This window comes from Pseudomonas sp. KCJK9058 (assembly GCF_046230975.1).
Lineage (GTDB): Bacteria > Pseudomonadota > Gammaproteobacteria > Pseudomonadales > Pseudomonadaceae > Aquipseudomonas > Aquipseudomonas alloputida.
The window spans coordinates 1-22886 of the sequence record NZ_JBJJLR010000059.1 but is presented as its reverse complement, the minus strand read 5'-3'; the positions used below and the strand labels follow the sequence as shown (position 1 = coordinate 22886).

Here is a 22886-nt window from a genome sequence, read left to right as displayed (position 1 = left end):
CAGCCGCGAATCAATCGGTTAGAATGCACACCCAAATTACCCCGATCCTTGAGGACCGCCATGTTCAGCCGTGATTTGACCATTGCCAAGTACGACGCCGAGCTCTTCGAAGCCATGCAGCAAGAAGCTCTGCGCCAGGAAGAGCATATCGAGCTGATCGCTTCGGAAAACTACACCAGCCCGGCAGTCATGGAAGCCCAGGGCTCGGTCCTGACCAACAAGTACGCCGAAGGCTACCCAGGCAAGCGCTACTACGGCGGTTGCGAGTACGTCGACGTCGTCGAGCAACTGGCCATCGACCGTGCCAAGGAGCTGTTCGGCGCCGACTACGCCAACGTACAGCCGCACGCTGGCTCCCAGGCCAACGCTGCCGTCTACCTGGCCCTGCTGTCGGCCGGTGACACCATCCTGGGCATGAGCCTGGCACACGGTGGCCACCTGACCCACGGTGCTTCGGTAAGCTCCTCGGGCAAGCTGTACAACGCCATCCAGTACGGCATCGACGGCAACGGCCTGATCGACTACGACGAAGTCGAGCGCCTGGCTGTCGAGCACAAGCCCAAGATGATCGTTGCCGGCTTCTCGGCCTACTCGCAGGTTCTGGACTTCGCCCGCTTCCGCGCCATCGCCGACAAGGTCGGTGCCTACCTGTTCGTCGACATGGCCCACGTTGCCGGCCTGGTTGCCGCTGGCGTGTACCCGAACCCTGTTCCGTTCGCCGACGTGGTCACCACCACCACCCACAAGACCCTGCGCGGCCCGCGCGGCGGCCTGATCCTGGCCCGTGCCAACGCCGACATCGAGAAGAAGCTGAACTCCGCCGTCTTCCCGGGCGCCCAGGGCGGCCCGCTGGAGCACGTCATCGCGGCCAAGGCCATCTGCTTCAAGGAAGCCCTGCAGCCAGAGTTCAAGGCTTACCAGCAGCAGGTCGTGAAGAACGCCCAGGCCATGGCCAGCGTGTTCATCGAGCGCGGTTTCGACGTGGTTTCCGGTGGCACCCAGAACCACCTGTTCCTGCTGTCGCTGATCAAGCAGGAAATCTCCGGTAAGGATGCTGACGCCGCACTGGGCAAAGCCTTCATCACCGTCAACAAGAACTCGGTACCGAACGACCCGCGTTCGCCGTTCGTCACCTCGGGCCTGCGTTTCGGCACCCCAGCCGTGACCACCCGTGGTTTCAAGGAAGCCGAGTGCAAGGAACTGGCCGGCTGGATCTGCGACATCCTGGCCGACCTGAACAACGAAGCGGTGATCGACGCCGTCCGTGAGAAGGTCAAGGCCATCTGCAAGAAGCTGCCGGTTTACGGCAACTGATTGGCGCTTGCCTGAAGTGAAAAAGCCCGGCCCAGTGCCGGGCTTTTTCGTGAACGGACCATGAAACACGTTCGCAGGCCTGATACACATCCTGTGGGAGCGGGCGTGCCCGCGAAGAAGGCTACGCGGTGGATGGCACCGGCTGCGCCGGTGTTCGCGGGCACGCCCGCTCCCACAGGGAATGATTTCGAGCAGCCACGTGCCATCACGTATTACCCTGTTTGACACCACCAACCATAGGCCACACCTTGACCAGAGAGCAACTCGAAACCCGGCAGATCCCCATCTACTTCGCCGCCGTACTGGCCGCGATCGTTTTCGGCCTGCTGGCCAGCGACACTGCGCGCCAGCTTGAAGCCCTGATCACCCCCGCCATCGCCGTGCTGATGTACGCGATGTTCCTGCAAATACCCTTCCTCGACCTGCGCCAGGGCCTGGGTAACCGCCGCTTCATCACGGCCCTGCTACTGGCCAATTTCATGCTCGTTCCGCTGCTTGTCTGGGCCATCACCCGCGGGCTGGTGGAACACCCGGCGATCCTCGTCGGTGCCTTGCTGGTGCTGCTTACGCCCTGCATCGACTACGTGGTGGTGTTCACCCACATTGGCAAAGGCGACTCACGCCTGACACTGGCCGCAACCCCCCTGTTATTGCTGGCGCAACTGGTGCTGCTGCCGGTGTACCTGGCCCTGATGCTGGGTGGCAGCAGCGAGGTGGCAATCTCCATCACCCCGTTCCTGGAAGCCTTCGTGCTGTTGATCGTTTTGCCGATGGCCCTCGCGGTACTCACCAGCGCCGGTGCCCGGCGCTCGCGCGCAATCGCGACGTGGAACGACGCCTGGGCGTGGTTGCCGGTGCCGGCGATGGCCTTGGTGCTGATGGTGGTGATCGCTTCGCAGATTGTCGTGGTACTGCGTGATTTCGACCGTTTGCTGCCGGTAATTCCGGTATACATCGGCTTCATGCTGCTGGCGCCGGTACTCGGCTTCGCCTCGGCACGGCTGCTGCGCCTGCCGGCCAGCGAGGCACGCTCGGTGACGTTCAGCGCAGCCACACGCAACTCGCTGGTGGTGCTGCCGCTGGCGCTGGCGCTGCCAGAAGAGATGCGCGGGTTGGCGGCGGCAGCCGTGATCACGCAAACCCTGGTAGAGCTGGTGAGCGAACTGATCTATGTACGGGCGGTACCACGGTTTGTGCGTTGACCCGTGGTACTCGTCATAGAGAAAAGGGCTATTCGGGGCACACAGCGAACACCTGCACCTCTACCAGGTAGCCATCCCCCAGGGCGGCGCCCACGCAGGCCCGCACCGGTTTTGCACAGCCTTGCAACCAGGCGTCGTACACTTCGTTGACCAGGTCGAAGTGGCGGTAGTCGGCAAGCCACATCTGAACCCGCGTCAGCTGCGCCTTGCCGACGTTGGCTTGCACCATCAGGCCGTCGATCACGCTCAGCGCCTGACGCAACTGCCCCTGCACATCCTGTTGCAGGTCATCCGCCACGATGCCTGCCGTTTCAAACAGGCCCCTGTAACTGACCGCCAGTGACATCCGCGCGCTTGATCCGTAGCGAGTGATCATCGAGGTGCCCTCCCCCTCAACCCATCTGGTTGAAGCAGACGACTTTGGGTTGGGTCATGTCCTCGTAGGCGAACCGCACCCCCTCACGCCCAAGACTCCCATACTTGGCACCACCAAATGGCATGGCATCGAAGCGGTAGTCGGAAGAGTCGTTGATCATTACACCGCCGGCCTCGATACGCCGGGCCAGGCTCAACGCCAGCGACAGGTCACGGGTGAACACACCGGCATGCAAGCTGTACTCCGGGGCATTGGCCAGCGCTATCGCCTGCTCGACAGTCTCGAAGGGCGCCAGCATCACCACCGGCGCAAAAACCTCTTCGAGCCACAGCCGGCTGACGGGGTCAACGCTTTCGAGCACTGTCGGCGCATAGACCGCACCCTGACGCTGGTGGCCGCAGAGCAGGCGGGCACCACCCTCAAGCGCCTGGTTGACGCGTGCTTCGATCTGCCGTGCAGCCGCTTCGGTGATCATCGGCCCCATATCGGTTTCGCGCCGGCCCGGATCGCCCCAGACCATCGCCTGGGTCAATGCCACGAAGCGCTCACGAAACGCCTCGTAGATCGAGGCATCCACGAGAATGCGCTGGGTGCCGATGCAGTTCTGCCCGGCCGCCCAAAACGCGCCCGACACACACGACTCGACAGTGGCTTCAAGGTCGCAGTCCTTGAGCACCAGCACCGGGGCGTTGCCGCCAAGGTCCATGGCAAGTTTTTTCAAGCCAGCCCCGTGCGCAATCTTTTCGCCCGTCGCGAAACCGCCCGTAAAGGAAACCATGCGCACCTCACGCACAGCCACCAGCGCCTTGCCCAGTTCGGCGCCCCCTGTGGCTACGGTGACGACGGCCTCCGGCAACCCTGCCTCCACCAGGTACTGCACCAGTTTCAGGGCAGAAAGAGGGGCCAACTCCGACGGTTTTAGTATGACCGCATTGCCCCCTGCAACTGCTGGCCCCAGCTTGTGCGCCACCAGGTTGAGCGGGTCGTTGTACGGGGTAATGGCCAAGATCAACCCCAACGGCTCGCGGGTGAACCAGCCCTGACGCGATTCGGAGCCTTCATAGGCATCGAAAGGCACCACCTCACCGGCGTTGCGCCGCGCCTCTTCGGCAGACAGCTTGAGCGTGTTGATGCAGCGTTTGACCTCTTTTTCGGCCTGGCGCAGGGTCTTGCCCGCTTCATCGACGATCAGGCCGGCAAAGTCTGCCGCATCCCGTTCAATGAGCTGAGCGGCGTGTTCCAGAATGTGCGCCCGGCGGTGCCGGGGCAGCGCCGCGCTTTCACGCACACCCTGACGGGCACGGGCGAGCAAGGCAGGCACCGCTTCTGCACCGAGGTTGTCGACGCTGCCAACCAGGCTGCCATCGAAGGGGTTGTACACATCGATCAAGGCGGGTTGCTGAACAAGCGCCCGCGATACGGAAGTCAGGCTCATGAACGTTGCTCCTCAGGCCGAATGGCCGGCGGTGTGAATGGCGACAATGTCCGACAGCAGGGCAAAAGCCGTTTCGATGCGCCCCGCCCCCGGGCCGGACACGGTTACAGCCCCCAGCAACTCGGTGTCGAACGCCAGCGCATTGGTGGCGCCCGAAATACCCGCCAAAGGGTGATGGCCAGGCAACAGCTTCGCTTCGACGCTGGCTCGCACCGAGCCATCAGCTTCACGGCGGGCACTGCCGATCAGCTTCCAGCGCTCGCCCGCCGCCTGTGCCCGCTCGATAGCTGCGCTGTCGATGGCACTGATACCGCTGCAGGCCACATCACCCACCTGCAGACAGGCGCCGAGCAACTCATTGGCGAGGATCACCACCTTCAGGCGTACGTCATGGCCTTCCACATCGGCGGTCGGGTCAGCCTCGGCAAAGCCCAGCGCTTGTGCCTGGGCCACCGCCTCGTCGAAGCCAAGCCCTTCCTCCATGCGCGTGAGCACATAGTTAGAGGTACCGTTGAGAATGCCCTCGAAACCTACCAAGCCCGCACCCGCCAGGGTCTGGCGCGCCATGCGCAGCACCGGTGTGCCGCTCATGACGGCGCCTTCGTATTCGAACGACACATTGTTGGCCTTGGCCAAGGCCTTGAGCGCCTGGGCATGCAAGGCAATCGGCCCCTTGTTGGTGGTGACCACGTGCTTGCCCGCCTCCAGCGCCCAGCGGCAGAAGGTTGCCGCCGGCTCACCGTCCTTGGGGTTGGTGAATGTGGCCTCGGCGATGATGTCGGCGCCTGATTGCTTGATCACCGCCTCATTGAACGCCTCGGCCGAACCTTGAGGGATTTGCGCCAGCGCGCCCTTCTGGGCCGGCAGCGCGGCCAGCATGGCGGCATCCAGGCCGTCGCGGTCGATCACCGACCCCAGGAACAAGTCGGTGACACCAACGATTTTCAGGCCAAAGCCCAACTCGTGCTGCCAGCGCGCATTGCGTTCGGCGATCAGTTGGGCAAGCGCGCGGTTAACGCCACCAAAGCCAACGAGTGCAATTTTGTATTCGGTCATGGTTTGCTGTCCTGTCCAGGCAGTGGGTCGATGAGGACTAGCGTAAGAGCCGTGCACTGCCAGTTGAATATGGCAATCCGCTGTATTTATTGGCCAATCTGGCCAGTGCAAAGCGCGCACCTGCGCCAGGGCAAAACGCACAACGCCGCCTGGGCGCGAACCCAGGCGGCGTTGTGCTAGCCAATGCAAAGACGCGGTTCAGACCACCGCGGCCAGGACGAACGAAGTCACCGTGTTCTCCACCCCGGGCATGGCAGCGATTTCCTTCCACACATGGTGCACCCGCTCCGGGCTGGAGGCCTCGACGCGCAACATCAGGTCGAACTCGCCGCTGAGCACTTCACACTGGATCACCTCAGGGATCTGGCGCAGCGCATCGAGTACCGCATCACCGCGCATGCGGTCATAGCGGTAGACGAAGATCACCGCGTTGATCAACGACGCCGGCCGTCTGCCCTCACCGATGCGCAGGGTATAACCCTGAATGGCGCCGTCGCGCTCCAGGCGCTCGATGCGCTGGCGTACCGCATTGCGCGACAGGTTCACCTTCAACCCCAACTCGGCGTGGGCAATACGCGCATTGGCGGTGAGCTCGGCGAGAATGCGCTCGTCCAGGGGGTCGAGGATGCGCTTCATCGCCCAGCCTGCAACCGGGCCAACAAGGCATGAACACCGGCTAGGTCGTCAGGTGCCAACAGCGGCCCATCGCCCGCTGTGCCGACCGCACCGGCGGGCACCTCACCGTGCCAGGCCCCCAGCTCCGCCAGCAGCCCGGCAGACTTTTCGGGGGCAAACTGCCCCAGCGTGACGATGGGCGCACCGATGTTGCGCCGGTGCAGGCGCCCGGCGAATACCCCTGTCGCGGCATGAGGGTCTACTGCGCTGCCCGTTTCGTGGAACAGCGTGACAATTTCTTCGCGAATCAGCGCGTCGTCCACGGCATAGGAGTCGAACAGCATGCGCGCATGCAACCACTGGCGGTTGCCGATGCTCAGCTCGCCACACGCCTCGAAGTGCTCCATCAGTGCCCGGGTCGCCCCGCCATCGCGGTCATACAGTTCCCAGACAAAGCGCTCCAGGTTGGAGAACAGCGAAAAGTCCATGACCGGTGACAAGGTCTGGCTGGTTGAGCCACGGCTGTAGCGGTTGCAGTGGATGAACCGGTGCAAGGCATCGTTGCGGTTGGTGGAGACGATGATCTGGTTGATCGGCAGGCCCATTTTCTGGGCAATGAACCCCGCGTAGATCTCGGCAAAACTGGCCGTGGGGATGCTGAACCCGACCGGGCGTATGCCGCCACCGAGCTGCAGCGCCGCATGGAAATAGAACACGATCTGCGCCAGCACACCGACCCAGTTGGTGGAGTTGAAGCTGACCGGAATCAGCCCGGGGCATGGCCAGTCACGCAGCAGCGCCGACACCAGCGACTGGCAATCGTCAAAGCTCCCATCCACGGCCACGCAGCTCACGCTGTCGGACGCGGCACTGCGCATCACTGCCGCGCGGTCGGCGGGCGTGCCTGCGCTGGGGTATAGCGCCAACAAGCCTGCTGCGGGGCAATGCCGCAACGCTTCGATAGCCGCTACTGCGGTATCGCCGTTGCTGGCACCGACCAGCATGACCCGCTCGCACTCCGCCCCCAGAAAGTGCCGGACAAAGCGCGCCTGCAACTGCGCGGCAAAGTCCTTGGAGGACCGGGTAGGCCCATGGAAAAGCTGCAGGATCCATTCGTTATGGCCAAGCTGCTGCAAAGGCGCAATGCCGCGGTGGCGGAACCCGCGATAGCTGTCGCTGACCAGCGCCCTGAGGGTAGGCTCGTCGAGGGTATCGCCGACAAACGGTGCCATTACCCGCCAGGCCAGTTCGTCGAAGGGCAACCACGACCAACTGGCAATTTCCTGTGGGCTGAACACTGGCACCGAGGTGGGCACATAAAGCCCGCCATCGTCGGCCAGGCCAGAAAGCAATGCCGTGCGGAAATCGACCCGTGTCTCGTTGCCGCGCGTGGATGTGTACTGCATCGGTGCTCCAGATAGCTACTTAAATTAACGATGCGCCATGGCCACCAGCCAATGGCTGAACGCCTGGGCATCGGGGGACAACGCTTCACCCAGGCCGCGTACCAGGAAAAACGACTCGCTTGCCTCGATACGCTGGGCAAACGGAGCGACCAGCCGCCCCTCCTGCAGCAGGTCCTCTACCAGCGACGAGCGTGCCAGCGCCACGCCCAGCCCCAGCTCCGCCATGCGCAGGGTCGACACCAGCGTGTCGAACTGCAGGCCACTGGAAGAGTCGACCTGATCGGCGCCGACCCGCTCCAGCCAGTAGCCCCACCCCTCCTCGTAACCCAGCACATGCAGCAACGGCACACGGGCCAGGTCGCGCGGTTCGCGCAGCGGGCAACCGGCCAGCAGCGCGGGTGCGCACACCGGCACCAGCATGTCGCGGGTCAGGCGCTGCGCCTCTACCCCGGCCCACTGCCCGCTACCCCATCGGATTTCCAGATCATCTTCGGCATCCAGCTCCTTGACCCACAGGTTGCTGATGTAGCGGATGTCCACCTGCGGGTGCGAACGCCGAAAGTCGGCCAGCCGCGGGGCCAGCCAGAAGTGCAGGAACGACAGGCTGCCCCGTACCTTCAGCGGCCGACGTTGGCGTTGCCCGAAGATTTCATTGGTGCCGACCGCAAGGCGGCTGATGGCGTCCTGCACCACCGGCAGGTAGGACTGCCCTTCTTCGGTCAGCCCCAGCCCGCGCGGCAGGCGCTTGAACAGCGCCACACCCAATTGGCTTTCCAGGTGACGAATCTGTTGGCTCACGGCCCCTTGGGTAAGGTGCAGCTCTTCTGCCGCATGGGTGAAGTTCAAGTAACGCGCCGACACTTCGAAGGCTCTCAGCCAGTTCAGGGGGGGCAGGGTTTTCTGAGTCATCGGCGGCTTCTCGTGGCTAGGTTCCGGTGGCCTAGTATCACCTGCTCAGGCGGCCTCGGAACCTGGGGCGACGATTTCCAGCGGGGCCGTACGGCGGCTGCGGTACTTGCACGTCAGCCAATAGGCCAGGTAGCACCAGGCAATGAAGGGCAAGCCGAAGTACAGGGCGACCCGCTGAGCAGGGTCGAAGGCAATGCCGACGCAGGCCAGTACGCAGCAGAAAATGGCCCCCAGTGGTACGAACGGGTAGCCACGCACCCGGAACTTGAGGTCCTCGAGCTTGCCGCCGCTGGCGATGTAATGACGGCGGAATGCGATCTGGCTGGCCGCAATGCTGATCCACACCACCACCACGGCCAAACCTGAAATCGACACCAGCGCCAGGTAGATGGTGTCGGGGGCAAACACACTGCTCAACAGCGAAGCCATGCCGCCAGCCATGCTCAGCACGATTGCATTGAAGGGTGTGCCGCGGCGCGACAGCGTGGCGTAACGGCGGGGCATGTTGCCTTGATCGCTAAGGGTCCAGAGCATGCGCGAAGCGGCGTAGAGGCCGGAGTTGGCGGCAGACAGCAGCGCGGTGATGATGACGAAGTTCATGATATCGGCCGCATACGGGATACCAATCATCGCAAAGACCATCACGAACGGGCTTTCAATAACCCCGGCCTGTTCACGCGGCAGCAAGGTGGCCAGTACAAAGATGGTGCCGATGAAGAACAGCGCCAGGCGCAGGACGGTGGTGCGAATGGCCTTGGGGACGTTCTTTTCCGGGTCTTTGGTTTCGCCGGCAGCGATGCCGATCAGCTCGGTACCCGAGAACGCGAAGGCCACTGCCAGCAGGGTCATGGCAATTGACCAGAAACCGGTGGGGAACAACCCTTCACGGGTGAAATTGCCCAGCCCTGCACTGTGCGCCTGCTGGATCTCGAAGCCACCCAGAATGGCCCCGCCGCCCACCACCAGAAAGGCGATGACGGCCAACACCTTGACCAGTGACAACCAGAATTCGGTTTCGGCGAACGATCGCACCGAAATGATATTGCTGATGAACACCGCGGCACCGAACAGCGCACTCCACATCCATACCGGCGTGTCGGGGAACCAGCGTACCATCAGGATGCCCGCGGCGGTGAATTCGGAGCCGATGGCCACCGTCCAGGTCAGCCAGTACATCCAGGCCACCATGTAACCGGTGCCCGGGCCGAGGTAACGCGTGGCGTAACTGCTGAACGAGCCGACTTCCGGCATGTGTACCGCCAGCTCGCCCAGGCACATCATGACCAGGTACACCATGATTGCGCCGAGTATGTAGGCGATAACCGCGCCCAACGGGCCGGCCTGGTTAACGGTGTAGCCCGACGTGAGAAACAGGCCGGTGCCTATCACACCGCCCAGTGCCAGCATGACGATGTGGCGGGTTTGCATATCCTGCTTGAAGGTATGCGCCGAGGCATTTCTAGTTGTGGTTGTCTGCACGGACATTGTGGGTTACTCATGAAAGTTGGCGGGCAAGGACGTAGCAACGACCTCGTCTTGGCAGAGCGAATCGAGTTGCCTTGCATATTGTTTTTGTTCGACTTCATGAAGTGGCACCCACCGCACGGGTGGGTGCTACGCGCCAGCCTCAGGCCTGCACCGGGCGCTGGCAGGCGTCTGCGTCAGCGTGCAATTCCTTTGCGACGGCCAGTTCCTCACGCACCGATGCACAGGCCTGTGCCAGGTCCGCCAGCAGGTCATCGGTTTCCTCGATGCCCACTGAAATGCGCACCAGCCCTTCGGAAATGCCCAGCGCCAGGCGCTCTTCCAAAGTGTTCTCGACATGGCTGGTGGTGCGCGCCGGGCCATAGATGGTTTCTACCGCGCCAAGGTTGCCGGCCCGGTGGGCATACTTCAGCCGCGGCAGCAAACGGGCCACGGTCGGCATGCCGCCTTTCAGCACGAAGCTGACAATGGCGCCAAACCCGCGCATTTGCGCCTTGGCAATGGCATGCCCGGCATGCGCCTGCAAACCTGGGTAGTTCACCGCTTCAACCAACGGCTCGGTGCTCAGGTAAAGGGCCAACGCCATGGCACTGGCTTGCTGCTGGCGCAGGCGCACTGCCAGGGTCTTGATACCGCGGATGATCAGGTAGGCCGAGAACGGGTCCAGCGCCGCACCGTTGATTTCCCGGTAGTGCCGCACCTGGGCCATCAATGCCTCCGCGCCGCACACCACCCCACCCAGCACGTCACCATGCCCGGACAGAAACTTGGTTGCGCTGTGCACCACCACATCCACGCCCAGCGCCAGCGGGTTCTGGTTCAGTGGCGTGGCAAAGGTGTTGTCGGCCACCACCAGCGCCCCCACCTTGTGCGCAGCGGCGCTCAGCCGACGAATGTCCAGCACCTTCAGCGTCGGGTTGGTGGGGGTTTCCAGGTAAAGCAGGTCGCAACCGGCGGCAATCTCGCGCTCCAGCGCTTCAGTGTCCAAGGTATCGCACAGGCACACTTGCACGCCCATGCGCGGCAGGAACTCTTCGAAGATCTTGTTGGTGCCGCCATAGCTGTCGCGGGTCGACACCACGCGTTTGCCGTTGGACAGGAAGGTATGCAGCACGGCACTGATGGCCGCCATGCCGCTGCTGAACGCGACTGCCGACTCGGCTTGCTCCAGTTCGGCCAGTTTTGCTTCCAGCGTGGCGACCGTGGGGTTGCTCATGCGGCTGTAGATGAAGCCCGGCTGCTTGCCCTGCGCCACGTCGTACCAGGCATCGATATCGTTGTAGCCATAAGCGGCGCTGACCACGATCGGGGTCTGCGTGGCGTTGTACGGGTGCTGTACCTGTTCCCCGCTCCACACGACCCGCGTCCCCACACCGGCCGCAGCATTGCCCTCGATTTTTTCGTTGTTGTTCATATCCGGTTCCCGCCCAGCTGAGTTGTGTACACCGATGCAGCATCGGCCTTCAGCGGACTATAGGGAGATGACGGAGGCCTGAAAAACGATGGAATCCGGGTCTGACTGGCGTTTTTTTTAATGGCTGCGGGCCGGGCGCTGCAAAAGCCGCCCGGCCACGTGGGCGCTTAGGCCAGGTTGCGTTTCAGCTCGGCGATGTGCTCCGGGCCGATGCCACAGCAACCGCCGACCATGCTGGCACCGCGCGCACGCCAGTCCTTGGCCCATGCCAGGTAACCCGGCGGATCGAGGTCTTCGCGCAGTTCGTCCAGGCCATCGTTGGCAGTGGCTTCTTTGGGCTGCGGCGGGAAGGCGTTGGCATAGGCACCGATGGCAATCTCGGCGTTGTGCCGCTCGATGACGGAGCGCGCGACATCAATGGCGGCGCCGATCACTTCCGGCTGGCTGCAGTTGAACAACACCGCAGCCACCCCCAGGCTGACTGCGGCTTCGATGGCGTCGGCCACCGGTTCACCGGAACGCAGGCGCGGAACGTCGTCGACGTCCTCGTCCTGCAGGGTGAAGGACACCCAGAACGGCCTGCCGTCTGCCGGCAAATGGCTATGAATGGCCCGCACTTCGGCCACGGAACTCTGGGTTTCGGCCAGCCACAGGTCAACATGCGGGGCCAGGCCCTGGAGCAACGGGGTCAGCACCTCTGCCACACGCTCGGGCTGGAACAGGTCGGGGCGGTAGGACCCGAACAGCGGCGGCAGCGAACCGGCCACCCTGACCGGGTGCGCGCCGCTATCTGCCGCATGCCGCGCAAGCTGGCCGGCGATATGGGCCAGCTGTCGCCCTTCGGCGGCAAAGCGTTCTTCACCGATGTGGAACGGCACTACTGCATAGCTGTTGCTGGTGATGACCTGCGCACCCGCATCGATGAAGGCTGCATGCACGCCCACGACCGCCTCCGGCGCCTCGCTCAGCGCCAGCGCCGACCACTCGGGCTGGCGAAACGGTGCACCGCTGCGCTGCAGCTCTCGGCCCATGCCACCGTCCAGAATTACCATCGTTCGCTCTGCCATATAACTTCTCTGAAGGTTCTTATGAATAAAATTCATTATGGGGATTAGGGTTATAACTATTAAATACCCTATCACCCATTTGCCCAACATATCAGGTATGTACATGCGATTTTCTTCTCTGCTGGGTGCGGGCCTTGTACTGCTCGCAACTGCCACCCAAGCCTTTGCTGGCGCCACGTTGGAGCGAGTTGAATCGCGCAAGGAAATGGTTAACGTGCTGATGGAAAGCTACCCGCCGTTTTCCTTCCTCAATGACCACAACCAGCTCGACGGTTACGACGTGGACGTGGCCAAGGCAGTGGCCGACAAGCTCGGCGTCAAGCTGCGCCTGGAAACACCGTCCTGGGACGTGATTGCCGCTGGCCGCTGGAGCGGGCGCTACGACATCTGCATTTGCTCGATGACCCCGAGCAAGGCGCGCGCCGAGGTATTTGACTTCCCCGTGGAGTACTACGCATCGCCCGCCGTGATCGTGGTCAATGCCTCGGATGAGCGCATCCATGGCGCCAAAGACCTGGAAGGCCGCAAGGTGGGTTCGATCAGTGCATCGAGCTACGAAAGCTACCTGAACAAGAACCTGGTCATTGAAGGCAAGGAAGACCAGAAGATCGATTACCCGTTCGACTTCGTGCAGGCTGCGCCCTATGACACTGAAAACGTCGCCTTCCAGGACTTGGGCCTGGGCACTGGCGTGCGCCTGGACGCCATTATTACGAACCTGGTGACCGCGCAGCCGCGCCTGCAGCAAGACAAGCGCTTCAAGCTGGCCGGTGCGCCGCTGTATGAAGAGCCCAACGCGGTAGCCATCGAAAAAGGCGACCCTGAGTGGGATGCCAAGGTGCGCCAGGTGTTCGCCGAGCTGAAGGCTGATGGCACCCTGGCCAAGCTGTCGCAGAAATGGATTGGCGCCGACATCAGCAAATGAGCACCTTCCCTCCCTCCCCCAAGCCCGTGGCAAAGCCTGCGGGCGCCGGCCTGTTCGGCTTTCGCACCCGGTTACTGCTGACCTGGCTGGCGCTGTTCGGGCTGTTTGTCGCCTTCTTCCTCAGCTTTGACCTGAAGTTCGCCATCATTCTGGAGAAGTTTCCCAACCTGGCCGGTTTCAAGCTGGGGCCCAATGGTTTTCTGCAAGGCGCCGCTCTGACCCTGTTCCTGTGCCTGTGCTCGATGGTGGTATCCGTGCTGCTCGGCTTTGCCGCCGCGCTGGCACGGTTATCCAACAGCGCGGTGCTGGTGGGTGTGGCCAGCTTCTACACCTCGTTCTTCCGTGGCACGCCGCTGCTGATCCAGATTCTGCTGATCTACCTGGGGCTGCCGCAGGTGGGCCTGGTACCCGGCGCCATCAGCGCCGGCATCATTGCCTTGTCGCTGAACTACGGCGCCTACCTGAGCGAAATCTTCCGCGCCGGCATCCTCGGCGTGGCCCGTGGGCAACGTGAAGCAGCATTGGCGCTGGGCATGCGCACGCCGCAGATCTTCTGCCACATCATCCTGCCCCAGGCCATGCGGGTGATCATTCCGCCCACCGCCAACCAGTTCATTTCGATGCTCAAGGACTCGTCGCTGATTTCCGTGATGGGGGTTTGGGAGGTGATGTTTCTGGCGCAGTCGTATGGGCGATCGAGCTATCGCTACCTGGAAATGCTGACCACCGCCGCCGTGATCTACTGGGTGCTGTCGATACTGCTGGAGCTGCTGCAGGCGCGCCTGGAACGGCATTTTGGCAAGGCTTATCAGCGCTGAGGGCTGCACGGCTCGTGCAAAACCGACAGGCCTGACCGCGCCCCATGCAGGAGCGGCCAGGCTACGCGTAAGTGAAAATAATCAGCGCGGTGGCCAGCAGGATGTGAATGACCAACAGACTCACCAGCAGTCGTCTCATGCTTGAGGGGAAACGTTTGACTTCATCGAAGTCAATCAACCCCCTGCGCACGAAGAGGCTCGGCATAGCCAGCACCATGGAGATCAAACCCGTACGCATAACCTTGCCCAGAAGGCCTGCATGTTGAAACGTGATTTTATTGCCGGTCACGAAGCTACAGCGCGTTAGCAACGACTCGTAGTACTCAGTGTATTTATGTGCGATGAAACACTGTACGACCATCGCCAGCATCATGGGGGCAAGAATCAAAATCGCAATTAGCCCAGGCTCAACTTCATTCATTCCGATACTTCATTGAGATGCGGGTCCGAGCAGCTGGCTTCCAGCCGCTTGCAACTCGCGCTGTCGATAAACTTGGTGAAGGAGAAGTTAGTCAAGGTGGTACGTCCCTATGTTGCACCGCCGAAAGAGCTTGCGGTTGCCGACATGCTTTGATTGACGCCGAAGTTGTGGCCATTGATCTCGATCCAGTTGGTGTACTGCTCATCCAGCGCTTCGCCAGCGATGTCGTCGATTTGGATGAAAGCGTCGAAAGCCATGCCTACCTCTCCTTGGTAATGGTGGGTCTGAACCCCAATGAACGGGTGTGACAGGTACGGAGGCAAAGTGTTCCCCCACTGCCCGAGCCGCCACACCCGATGCATGACGCTTCAAGCCCTACAGCGCCTTCATCTCGGCAATATCCCTCGCCACCTGGTCTGCAGAGTGGTCGAACATCGCCTGTTCCTGCGCATCCAGCGGCAACTCGATAATCCGCGCAAGCCCCTTCTCTGCCAGTACACAGGGCACACCCATGGCGATATCCGTTCGCCCATACTCGCCCTCAAGAATCGCCACCGCCGGCAAAATACGGTTCCGCCCATTGGCGATCGCATCGACCATCTGCGCAATGGCCACGCCCGGTGCATCGCAGGCGCTCCCCGTCTTCTTCAACCCCAGAATCTCGCCGCCGCCCTTTCGGGTGCGCTCGACAATCTGTTCGATCTGCTCGCTGGACAAAAAGTGCGACAACGGCACCGAGCCGATCTGGCAGTAGCGCATCAGCGGCACCATGCTGTCGCCATGCCCGCCCAGCACCAGCGCCGTGATATCCCGTGCAGAAAACCCGGTTTGCTCGGCGATGAAACACTTCATGCGCGCGGTATCCAGCACCCCCGCCTGCCCGAACACCTTGTCGCGCCCTAGCCCGCTTACGCGCCAGGCGCGGTAGGTGAGCACATCGACCGGGTTGGACACCACCAGCACCGTCGCAGTCGGCGCGTGGTGCTTGATATCCGCCATGATGCTGTCGAGGATCGGCAGGTTGGTGCTCAATACATCCTGGCGCGACTGGCCGGGCTTGCGCGGCACGCCCGCCGTGATCACCACCAGCTCGGAACCCTCCAGCATCTCGGCTTTGGCCCCGCCGTGAACATGGGTATCGGAACCTGAATCCACAGCCGCCTGCCAAACGTCCAGCGCCTTGCCCTGCGCCAGTTCACCCTGCACGTCCATCAACACCAGCTCACGGCACAACTCATCGCGGGCGATGATCTGCGCCGCCGCCTCGCCGACCAGGCCGGCACCCACAATCGTTAATTTGTTCACCAGACACCTCCCAGCGGCGCGCGCCACCAGGAACACGCCTGCGTATAGAGAGAAGTATTGCCTGCCGGGGCTAAATGGCCACCCAAGACGATGCGACGACCTTCACTTGACAGTATTCCACGGCAGCGCAAATACTTTGGCCAGATTCATATAGATGACCATACAACAAGGTGAATCAACCAATGAACATGCTGCCCAAGCGCCCCGTCGCCACACCACCGCCCACCGGCCTCAGCGCCACGCCTCCCTGCTGCCCATCTTCCGTTACCAGATGCCCGCCTGTGAGCGGCAGCTAGCGCAACGCCGCGTTCCCTTCCTCGCAACCGTAGCAGCCACAACGGCAGCCACCTGGGCATGCCCCGTGGAAACGCCCGTCACGCCTTCAAACCCTGAGTGCAGCCCGAGCGCCAGCCCAACCGAGATTCTTTGAATGACTCCCTTAGATATACAGCTATTACTGACGGCATTGGCCAGTGTTCTGGTGCTGGTGGCGCTCATCGTTTCGCGCCTGAAGATGCACCCGCTGCTGGCCTTGCTGGTGGTGTCCATTGGCGTGGGCTTCGCGACGCATATGGCGCCAGGCAGCATCGTCGCCCACCTGCTCACCGGTGCCGGCAAGACACTGGGCGCAGTGGGGGTGGTGATTGCGCTGGGTGCAATGCTCGGCAAGATCCTGGCTGACGCTGGCGTCACGGAACAGGTCGCGGATGTCATCCTCAAGCGCACCTCCGACCGCATGATCCCTTGGGCCATGATGCTGGTTGCCTTCGTCATTGGCATCCCCATGTTTTTCGAAGTCGGCCTGGTGATCATGCTGCCGCTGATATTCAGCGTGGCGCGCAAACTGGAAAGCAAGGCGCGCTTCAAAGGCTCGGCGTATGTGTATGTAGGTGTGCCGGTCATTTCGGCGCTTGCCGCCATGCACGGCATGGTACCGCCGCACCCAGGCCCCCTGACCGCCATTGCCGTGCTCAATACATCGGTCGGGCCCACCATGCTCTATGGCTTCCTTGCCGCCATTCCGGCAATGATCCTGGGCGGCCCGCTGTACGGCATGTTCATTTCACCGCGCATGAACACGCGGCCCGATCAGGCATTGCTGGACCAGTTCACACTGGCTGAAAAAGCCGATGGCCAACCCCGCCCCGGGGTAATGGTCGGCATGCTGGCCGCATTGCTGCCGGCCATCCTGATGCTGGTGCATGCCGTCGCCGAGATGCTGCTGCCCAAAGGCAATGCGCTGCTGGAACTGGCCAGTTTCCTGGGCAACCCGCTGATCGCCATGCTGCTGGGCGTGCTGTTCGCCGGCGCCAGCCTGGTGCTTGCGCGCGGCGGCGACGCCGAACAGCTGCGCGATGCACTGGGCAAAAGCCTCAAGCCGATCGCCTCGATCATCATGATCATTGCCGGTGGCGGTGCCTTTCAGGAGATGCTGACCAGCGCCAAGGTTGGCGATGCCATTGTGCACCTGACCCAGCAATCTGCCTTCCCTCCCCTGATTCTGGGGTGGCTGATCGCGATGTTGCTCTCGGTGTCTACCGGTTCCGCCACGGTCGGTATCGTAGGGGCTGCCGGCTTGCTGGCGCCGCTGGCAGGTGCAGACCCCAGTCTCAACCTGCCTTTGCTGGCCTTGTCCATCGGCTGCGGTTCGCTGTTCTTCAACTATGCGAACCATGCAGGCTTCTGGATGGTGAAGGAGTCGTTTGGCATGACCATGGGCGAAGCCACCAAGACCATCTCGGTGGTGCAGTCCATCGTGGCGGTGGTTGGCTTGATCGTGGTGTTACTGCTGAACTCGGCCATCACCATAGGTTGAACTTGAGTCAACGGGGGCTGCGCAGCAGCCCCAATCTGGCCCCACCCTCGAGCAACGATCTGGCCTAACGCTGCAGATCCTGCTCGCTTCGTTCCATTACCTTCCCACACTGCTCACTGGCCAACCGGCTGATGATCCGGATCGCCTGATGGATACCGGCCGTGTTGCGAAAGCTCAGACGCGGGTTGTGTTCGCACTCGAGCATTTCGTCGTGCTGGACCAGGGCCTCGCCTAGCAGTTCGAGGGTCCAGGCGTAGCTTTGGATGGTGGAGAGGCGTTCTTGGTCAGACATGGCGGGCCTCCGATTGGACGGAGGTGAAGAAAGGTTTGCCGACGGTGAGCTCACTCTGCGCCGCCGAAGAACAACGGCGGCGAACGGATACGCGGATCTGTAACGGGTTTACGGTGGTCATGCATGAGTTCCTTTCGTGATGGAACTGCCACCGCTCGCGGCCAAGCAAGTTAAGGTGGCAGCAGTACGCGGGTTGGCCGACCGGGACGAAAGGAGCCCGGCACACCCGAAGGTGTCCCGCGCACCGCCGCCATAACGCAACATCGCGGGCACAAAAAAAGCGCCTGCGATGAAGATTGGGCGCTGATGCGCCTTTCGATTCCGACCGGCCAAGGTCGCATCGCCGATGCTTCGGCGACGTAGGGACTTTATTCCTGGGTGGCTGTTTTCGCAAGTTTCTCGGGGCACGAATAGCCAACGCGCGCCGTAGGAAAACGGCTTGCCACAGGTCACATGCACTTCCCAGGATAAATGCGGTCCGTGTAGGAGCTGGCTTGCCTGCGAAGGGCTGCGCAGCAGCCCCATACCCCGATATGACTGGAATAATCCTTCAGTGGCCTTAAGCAGACTAGGCCAGGCGCAACATGCGATACCTGGCCCAATCAACACCCTCGCCTACCCCTCCAACTCCTGGCCATCGCGTTCCAACACCTTCCCACACTGCTCACTGGCCAACCGGCTGATAATCCGAATCGCTTGATGAATCCCAGTTGTAGTTATTCCTGACTGCTTTTCCGTGCCCGTGACGATGCCGGCCTCGACACTGCCTTCTTAGCTTTGGCTGCCGCAGGGCTTTTTCCTCGTTTCGGTCCGGCCACCACGTAGGAACCGGCCTGCGGCGCGGCCACAGCGTTTGGCCCACCAGCCTTCAACGGACCGACATTGTTGCCGACGAGCGTTGCAGTGGGCTTATCTTTGGCAGTCATCACCATACCCATCCGCACACCGAAGAGACGCAGTACGGCCTCCAAAGTGCTGAGCTTCGGATTCGACTTCCCGCTTTCCAGTTCGTACAGGCTTTTCGTGGACATCTTGCACATGGCCGCGAAGGTCTCTTGGTCAAGCCCGGTGACTTCGAGTCGTAGACGGCGGATGGATGCCCCAATTGGATCGAGCCCCGCCGCGTTGCGCTTGACGATATCCTCTACGAGCTGGGCGCGCTCTTCAGGCTGTAGTTTTTTCATCGCAGCCCCCACTCCACGAGTCGCTTGTCCAGGTTATTCACGGGTAGAGAGGCTGCATTGCGCATCGATTCGGGCGCATCGGTCAGCAAATCGGGCAACGCCCTGAATGCCTCAGCCGCATGCATCAACCGTTGCAGCAGGACATCGGGATCAGTGTAACCAACAAGCTCAGCGCAGTTGTCGCGCCAATTAGAAGACCCCTTGCGCTCTGCCGCCCACTTCGTCGTACGTGTGATGCCCTCTTCATCGAGGATCATTGGCGCGAGGTCATAGATTGGCGCCAAACAAAACCTCCCACCCACACGCATGATGGAAGTGTTGCGGCCGTGGTTATCGGTGTTCCCTAGAATGCGGTTCAGCAGATCGCGCCGCACATACTCGAACACCAGGTCGTCCACCTCATCCTGCTGGCCGTTATCGATCCATAGGCCTACCAGTCGGTGAACCACTTCGGCATGCGCCATCGGATGCGCGTAGCCGGTAATACCGCAGATCGAGTACACCGACTCCAGCGGTATCCGCTCCACCACGCCATCCACTACTCGGCGATCAAATCGTGGCATCCAGAGGCTTGGCTTCACTGCCTCTTCAAGCGCCAAACCATCAGTGGGAACCGTATCAAGGCCGAGGGCAGCAACCGCCTTGTAGTAATGAAACTCTGTTCGCAGGATGTCTTGGTCGCGCTCGCCGCCTCGATTACGCGCGAACTTGATCAGCCAGTGACGGCACGCCTGGTCATCCGGGAGCATCGCATCAGCGTACAGAGCACCGCTGTGGGCTTCGGTCATGACCAGCTTGGGGGCTTGCCCGTTGGCACCGGTAGCACCGCCCAACGCCGCGCCGGTTTCATAGGCGTACTCAAGAAATTCGTTCGTCCTGTCCACGACCTCAGCACGCGCGAAAGCCTCGCTCCGATCCGGCTGAAGGCCTTCCACCGATTCCTTGATGCGCAGGTGCCCAATAGGCGCCGGCGTGAAGCGCTCCAGAAGGTAAAGCCCCATTTCCACACCTTCGGGCTTAAGGCGCCCGTAGCGGGATTCAAGAGAGTCCTTGGCAGCACCAGAGGGAATGATGTCGTAGAGGAATGCTGGATACCCTTTGACGTCATGGTGGTCCCAGTTCAACGGAAGGTTAACACTTAGGGCGAGTTCGCAACGATCTTCCATGCGATCAACGTTCGCGATGATGTAGTCGCCGTCGTAGGCGACAAGGCACCTTCCATCAGCAACACGCTCGGGGTTCTCAACCGTGAGTGTCGCTGCATCGCGCCATGCACCATCGGAGAAAGCCTGGATCGTGAGTCTGAGCGGCATCGGGACACCATTAACCAGTACTTTAATGCTGATTATCATAGTGCGCATGGCAGGAATCGGCAATATTTTGCTGATTAAAAGCTTAAGCACGGATAAAACCGGCATCACACTACCGATTATGCATTCAGAGCGCGCGGGAGGGCGGGCTAGAGGTCGTTGCTGCGCCTGGAAGGCAGGAAGTGTGATTCAACCTTTGGGTTATAGGACCATGTTTAATTGCGTTGGGTAGGTGGTGGATGGCACGGGCTTCGCCCGCGTTCGCGGGTAAACCCGCTCCTACAGGGGGGTGGAACGGCTACGCCTTGATGAATCCATAGGTCACCCACATCCAAGCGAAGCCAAAGGCCGTCAGCCACGTGGATACCTGTAGAGCCAACTTAAGTTTTGCAGGGAAGTTTTCTAGTTCTTCGATGTCCAGATGCCCTTGGCGCATATGTACGCCAGGCCAAATGAGTATTCCACAAAGAAACGTTATCAGCAGCCACCGAGCGCCAAAGCGCCGCGTGCCCAAAAACAGTTTCATTTGCTCCAGGCCAGGATGACTTTGGATAGCCGAGGTTGCAACCGTGAAATTTCTTGTACCCGCGATGAATGCACTGACCGCACAACCGGCCAACGCGATCACGAACGGACACGCCAGCATTATCCACTTCAGCCACACGGGCCAACTCTCGAACTCAGTCATAATGTGATTCGTAGATCAGCTCGCCCATTTGCTCGCCGCCCTCCGCACCGGCGATGCTCCCAGCAAAAGCCCCTCCCCCGACCAGCGCAATGCCACATACCGGCGCCCCGAAACCCGCGGTACCAGCAGAGAACACCTCACATACAGCGAGCGCAGTGATCCCAGCAATCTTGCCACCCACGATCCCTCCCGCCAGCCCCCCAGCGAAAGCACCTGCCTCAGACAAACGAATTTTTTTGCAGCCTTCGGTTTCCCCTGCACGGCAGGCCTCTTGGACTTTCAGATAGGAAGATGTACCACCTAAGCCAATTCCGACATGCCCACCATACCGAAGGTACTTACTAAGCTTCGCCACTTTGTCCAAATATGTGGCGTACCCAGGAATCTGCCCTGGCCCACCGGCTTTCGACCAATGATGCACAAGGCTCTTGGTCGAGATATTCAAGCTTTTTTTCAGCCGCTCGTAGGCCCCTAGATTCAGATGTTTATTTAGAAAAGTCGCCTTCAGCTGAACATCTAGCTGTTCCAATAATAGCCGTCGTTCGGCGAAGAACGATGGGCTATTCAGATGGCCATGGCGGAGAAATTCTTGCTGATGCAAACGCTCGATGTTGCCAAGTGTGCCGCGAAGCTGCCGGAGGCCGTGGTCCATCATGTCCTTACCCACCCCCATGGAGAGACTGGCGTCACTAAGCAGTCCGGCAATTTCAGCCTGATACTCCATCATGAAATCTGACTCGGCAAAATCGAGTACAGCCAAGGAACGTCGCGCGCGCTCGGCGGCCGCCATGAGTTGGCCCTCCTCCTGGGTGCAGGCATAACCGTTATCCGGATCGCCGATGACGAAGATTTCCCCTGCCTTGAACCCCTGCTCGAAAGTCGGGTTCAGGCGTTGCAGGTACGAAATGGGCAAGGTCGAATCATGGCTAGCCAGCTCCAACAGAATCTGCGGGAACGACATGCTCCGGGGCACCACATAGAATCCCGGCTGCATCTGCCCAGGCAACCCGCCAACCATGGCGGGCGAAGCCCCTGCCAAAGCGCTAGAGCTCCCAGGGCCAGCGGGTGTGAGGCTAGTGCGTACGGCAACCGGCAGCCGCGGCGGGGGCATTTCCCCTAAAGGCGCCACCACCCGGTTGCTACCCTCTGGGCAACCGCAATCAACTAACGCGCCATCCATCGCGACTGGCTGGCCATCCGAGATGAAGTGCCACACCCCTTCGACGACCTTTCCTTCCAGCCCGCAAAGTGGACAAGGTGTGGTGGGATCCCCCATCCTCAGGACCATTCGTCCCTCGTCGAGGTAACCTTCCCCGGTGGCGATGCAAATCGCACCTGTGGTGGTCACATCACCGTCTACTGCTTGGCCAAGCCCATCCAGACTGACGCGCATTTCAGAGTCCCTTGCGAACTGTAGGAGCGAAAGAACCTAACAGCTAAGAAGGGGCAAATGAGGCCTCGAGCAGCTAACGAGACGATTCCTACGAGCAACGCGGATTTAGGACTAGGCACGACCTAACGGTTTGAGAACTAGACTCTGTCTGAAAAAAGCCGTCGTCCCCTTCCAGCCTCAGCCTGCGCAGAAATTCGAGCTCGGCCAGAACGTCAACCAGCGGCGAGTCAAAGGACGGGTTCAGTAGCTGCAGGTCGCGGTGAGAAAACTGGGGCATCTCAAAATTTTCTCTAAACGGGAAAATCATTATCTAGAAAAATTTCCGTTCTCACCCCGTAAACACTGGCCAAAACCTGATCGACAGCTAACCATTATCTAAAAATACGTCCAACCCTAAGTGGAAAACTGCGAACCATAAAGTCAAAAAGACGCAGATCCGTGGGGAAAAAAGCGGG

General features: G+C 61.2%; 22 protein-coding genes and 2 pseudogenes. 5 read left to right on the top strand and 19 right to left on the bottom strand.

The features are described 5' to 3' along the window. Positions 1–60: 60 nt before the first annotated feature. Together glyA and ACK59Z_RS23065 are read left to right on the top strand one after the other, a co-directional pair. Positions 61–1314, top strand: a complete 1254-nt coding sequence (gene glyA / locus ACK59Z_RS23070) for a serine hydroxymethyltransferase (protein ID WP_003247505.1) — start codon at positions 61–63, stop codon at positions 1312–1314. A gap of 248 nt (positions 1315–1562) precedes the next feature. Continuing rightward, the gene (locus ACK59Z_RS23065) at positions 1563–2516 is read left to right on the top strand and encodes an arsenic resistance protein (protein WP_108190740.1); all 954 of its coding nucleotides are present in this window, start codon (positions 1563–1565) and stop codon (positions 2514–2516) included. A 28-nt stretch (positions 2517–2544) separates the two neighbouring features. Here the strand turns inward: ACK59Z_RS23065 and ACK59Z_RS23060 are convergent, their stop codons facing one another. The 9 genes from ACK59Z_RS23060 to ACK59Z_RS23020 form a co-directional block, all read right to left on the bottom strand. Continuing rightward, positions 2545–2892, bottom strand: coding sequence for a RidA family protein (locus ACK59Z_RS23060; RefSeq protein WP_029380514.1), 348 nt, complete (start codon positions 2890–2892; stop codon positions 2545–2547). Positions 2893–2908: 16 nt separating this feature from the next. Further along, positions 2909–4327 (bottom strand): aldehyde dehydrogenase family protein, encoded by a 1419-nt coding sequence (locus ACK59Z_RS23055; RefSeq protein WP_108190741.1) that lies wholly within the window; start codon positions 4325–4327, stop codon positions 2909–2911. A gap of 12 nt (positions 4328–4339) precedes the next feature. After that, positions 4340–5383: a homoserine dehydrogenase gene (locus ACK59Z_RS23050; RefSeq protein ID WP_012051145.1), complete on the bottom strand. Its 1044-nt coding sequence runs from the start codon at positions 5381–5383 to the stop codon at positions 4340–4342. A 198-nt stretch (positions 5384–5581) separates the two neighbouring features. Continuing rightward, positions 5582–6019: an Lrp/AsnC family transcriptional regulator gene (locus ACK59Z_RS23045; RefSeq protein WP_014589620.1), complete on the bottom strand. Its 438-nt coding sequence runs from the start codon at positions 6017–6019 to the stop codon at positions 5582–5584. After that, positions 6016–7404, bottom strand: coding sequence for a threonine synthase (locus ACK59Z_RS23040; protein ID WP_012051144.1), 1389 nt, complete (start codon positions 7402–7404; stop codon positions 6016–6018). The genes ACK59Z_RS23045 and ACK59Z_RS23040 overlap by 4 nt, the downstream gene beginning before the upstream one ends. 24 nt (positions 7405–7428) lie before the next feature. Further along, positions 7429–8313 (bottom strand): LysR substrate-binding domain-containing protein, encoded by an 885-nt coding sequence (locus ACK59Z_RS23035; RefSeq protein WP_010951919.1) that lies wholly within the window; start codon positions 8311–8313, stop codon positions 7429–7431. Positions 8314–8358: 45 nt separating this feature from the next. Beyond that, positions 8359–9798 carry an amino acid permease gene (locus ACK59Z_RS23030; RefSeq protein ID WP_010951918.1) on the bottom strand — a complete coding sequence of 480 codons (1440 nt, stop codon included), beginning with the start codon at positions 9796–9798 and terminating at the stop codon, positions 8359–8361. 142 nt (positions 9799–9940) lie between these two features. Next, a complete protein-coding gene (locus ACK59Z_RS23025) occupies positions 9941–11212 on the bottom strand; it encodes a cystathionine gamma-synthase family protein (RefSeq protein WP_185279732.1) in 1272 nt (423 codons plus the stop codon). A 167-nt stretch (positions 11213–11379) separates the two neighbouring features. After that, positions 11380–12264, bottom strand: a complete 885-nt coding sequence (locus ACK59Z_RS23020; RefSeq protein ID WP_177342687.1) for a homocysteine S-methyltransferase family protein — start codon at positions 12262–12264, stop codon at positions 11380–11382. 118 nt (positions 12265–12382) lie between these two features. Between ACK59Z_RS23020 and ACK59Z_RS23015 the strand changes: the two genes are divergently transcribed. Both ACK59Z_RS23015 and ACK59Z_RS23010 read left to right on the top strand, forming a co-directional pair. Next, the gene (locus ACK59Z_RS23015) at positions 12383–13204 is read left to right on the top strand and encodes an ABC transporter substrate-binding protein (protein WP_003247511.1); all 822 of its coding nucleotides are present in this window, start codon (positions 12383–12385) and stop codon (positions 13202–13204) included. After that, the gene (locus tag ACK59Z_RS23010) at positions 13201–14022 is read left to right on the top strand and encodes an amino acid ABC transporter permease (RefSeq protein WP_003247513.1); all 822 of its coding nucleotides are present in this window, start codon (positions 13201–13203) and stop codon (positions 14020–14022) included. The genes ACK59Z_RS23015 and ACK59Z_RS23010 overlap by 4 nt, the downstream gene beginning before the upstream one ends. Positions 14023–14083: 61 nt before the next feature. Here the strand turns inward: ACK59Z_RS23010 and ACK59Z_RS23005 are convergent, their stop codons facing one another. The 3 genes and pseudogenes from ACK59Z_RS23005 to ACK59Z_RS22995 all read right to left on the bottom strand — a co-directional run bounded on the left by ACK59Z_RS23005 (position 14084) and on the right by ACK59Z_RS22995 (position 15748). Continuing rightward, positions 14084–14443 carry a hypothetical protein gene (locus tag ACK59Z_RS23005; protein WP_108078093.1) on the bottom strand — a complete coding sequence of 120 codons (360 nt, stop codon included), beginning with the start codon at positions 14441–14443 and terminating at the stop codon, positions 14084–14086. Positions 14444–14448: 5 nt separating this feature from the next. Then, positions 14449–14700: pseudogene (locus ACK59Z_RS23000) on the bottom strand (Hcp family type VI secretion system effector); the annotation flags it as partial. A 118-nt stretch (positions 14701–14818) separates the two neighbouring features. Next, the gene (locus ACK59Z_RS22995; RefSeq protein WP_108190742.1) at positions 14819–15748 is read right to left on the bottom strand and encodes a malate dehydrogenase; all 930 of its coding nucleotides are present in this window, start codon (positions 15746–15748) and stop codon (positions 14819–14821) included. A gap of 430 nt (positions 15749–16178) precedes the next feature. On the opposite strand from ACK59Z_RS22995, the gene ACK59Z_RS22990 reads away from it, so the two are divergent. Further along, the gene (locus ACK59Z_RS22990; protein ID WP_409293705.1) at positions 16179–17564 is read left to right on the top strand and encodes a GntP family permease; all 1386 of its coding nucleotides are present in this window, start codon (positions 16179–16181) and stop codon (positions 17562–17564) included. Positions 17565–17628: 64 nt separating this feature from the next. On the opposite strand, the gene ACK59Z_RS22985 is transcribed toward ACK59Z_RS22990, so the two are convergent. From ACK59Z_RS22985 to ACK59Z_RS22955, 7 genes and pseudogenes are all read right to left on the bottom strand, one after another. Next, positions 17629–17856 carry a hypothetical protein gene (locus ACK59Z_RS22985; RefSeq protein ID WP_014755271.1) on the bottom strand — a complete coding sequence of 76 codons (228 nt, stop codon included), beginning with the start codon at positions 17854–17856 and terminating at the stop codon, positions 17629–17631. After that, the gene (locus ACK59Z_RS22980) at positions 17849–17977 is read right to left on the bottom strand and encodes a hypothetical protein (protein WP_258229818.1); all 129 of its coding nucleotides are present in this window, start codon (positions 17975–17977) and stop codon (positions 17849–17851) included. Before ACK59Z_RS22980 ends, ACK59Z_RS22985 begins: the two co-directional genes overlap by 8 nt. Positions 17978–18572: 595 nt before the next feature. Next, positions 18573–19040, bottom strand: a complete 468-nt coding sequence (locus ACK59Z_RS22975; protein WP_409293703.1) for a helix-turn-helix domain-containing protein — start codon at positions 19038–19040, stop codon at positions 18573–18575. Further along, entirely contained in the window at positions 19037–20458 is a 1422-nt protein-coding gene (locus ACK59Z_RS22970) for a type II toxin-antitoxin system HipA family toxin (protein WP_108190746.1), read from the bottom strand. Before ACK59Z_RS22970 ends, ACK59Z_RS22975 begins: the two co-directional genes overlap by 4 nt. 190 nt (positions 20459–20648) lie before the next feature. After that, the gene (locus ACK59Z_RS22965; protein WP_108190747.1) at positions 20649–21038 is read right to left on the bottom strand and encodes a hypothetical protein; all 390 of its coding nucleotides are present in this window, start codon (positions 21036–21038) and stop codon (positions 20649–20651) included. Continuing rightward, complete coding sequence (locus ACK59Z_RS22960) at positions 21031–22431, bottom strand: PAAR domain-containing protein (protein ID WP_409293700.1); 1401 nt, start codon at positions 22429–22431, stop codon at positions 21031–21033. Before ACK59Z_RS22960 ends, ACK59Z_RS22965 begins: the two co-directional genes overlap by 8 nt. 118 nt (positions 22432–22549) lie before the next feature. Then, positions 22550–22708, bottom strand: a pseudogene (locus tag ACK59Z_RS22955) (Fic family protein); the annotation flags it as partial. Positions 22709–22886: the final 178 nt, after the last annotated feature.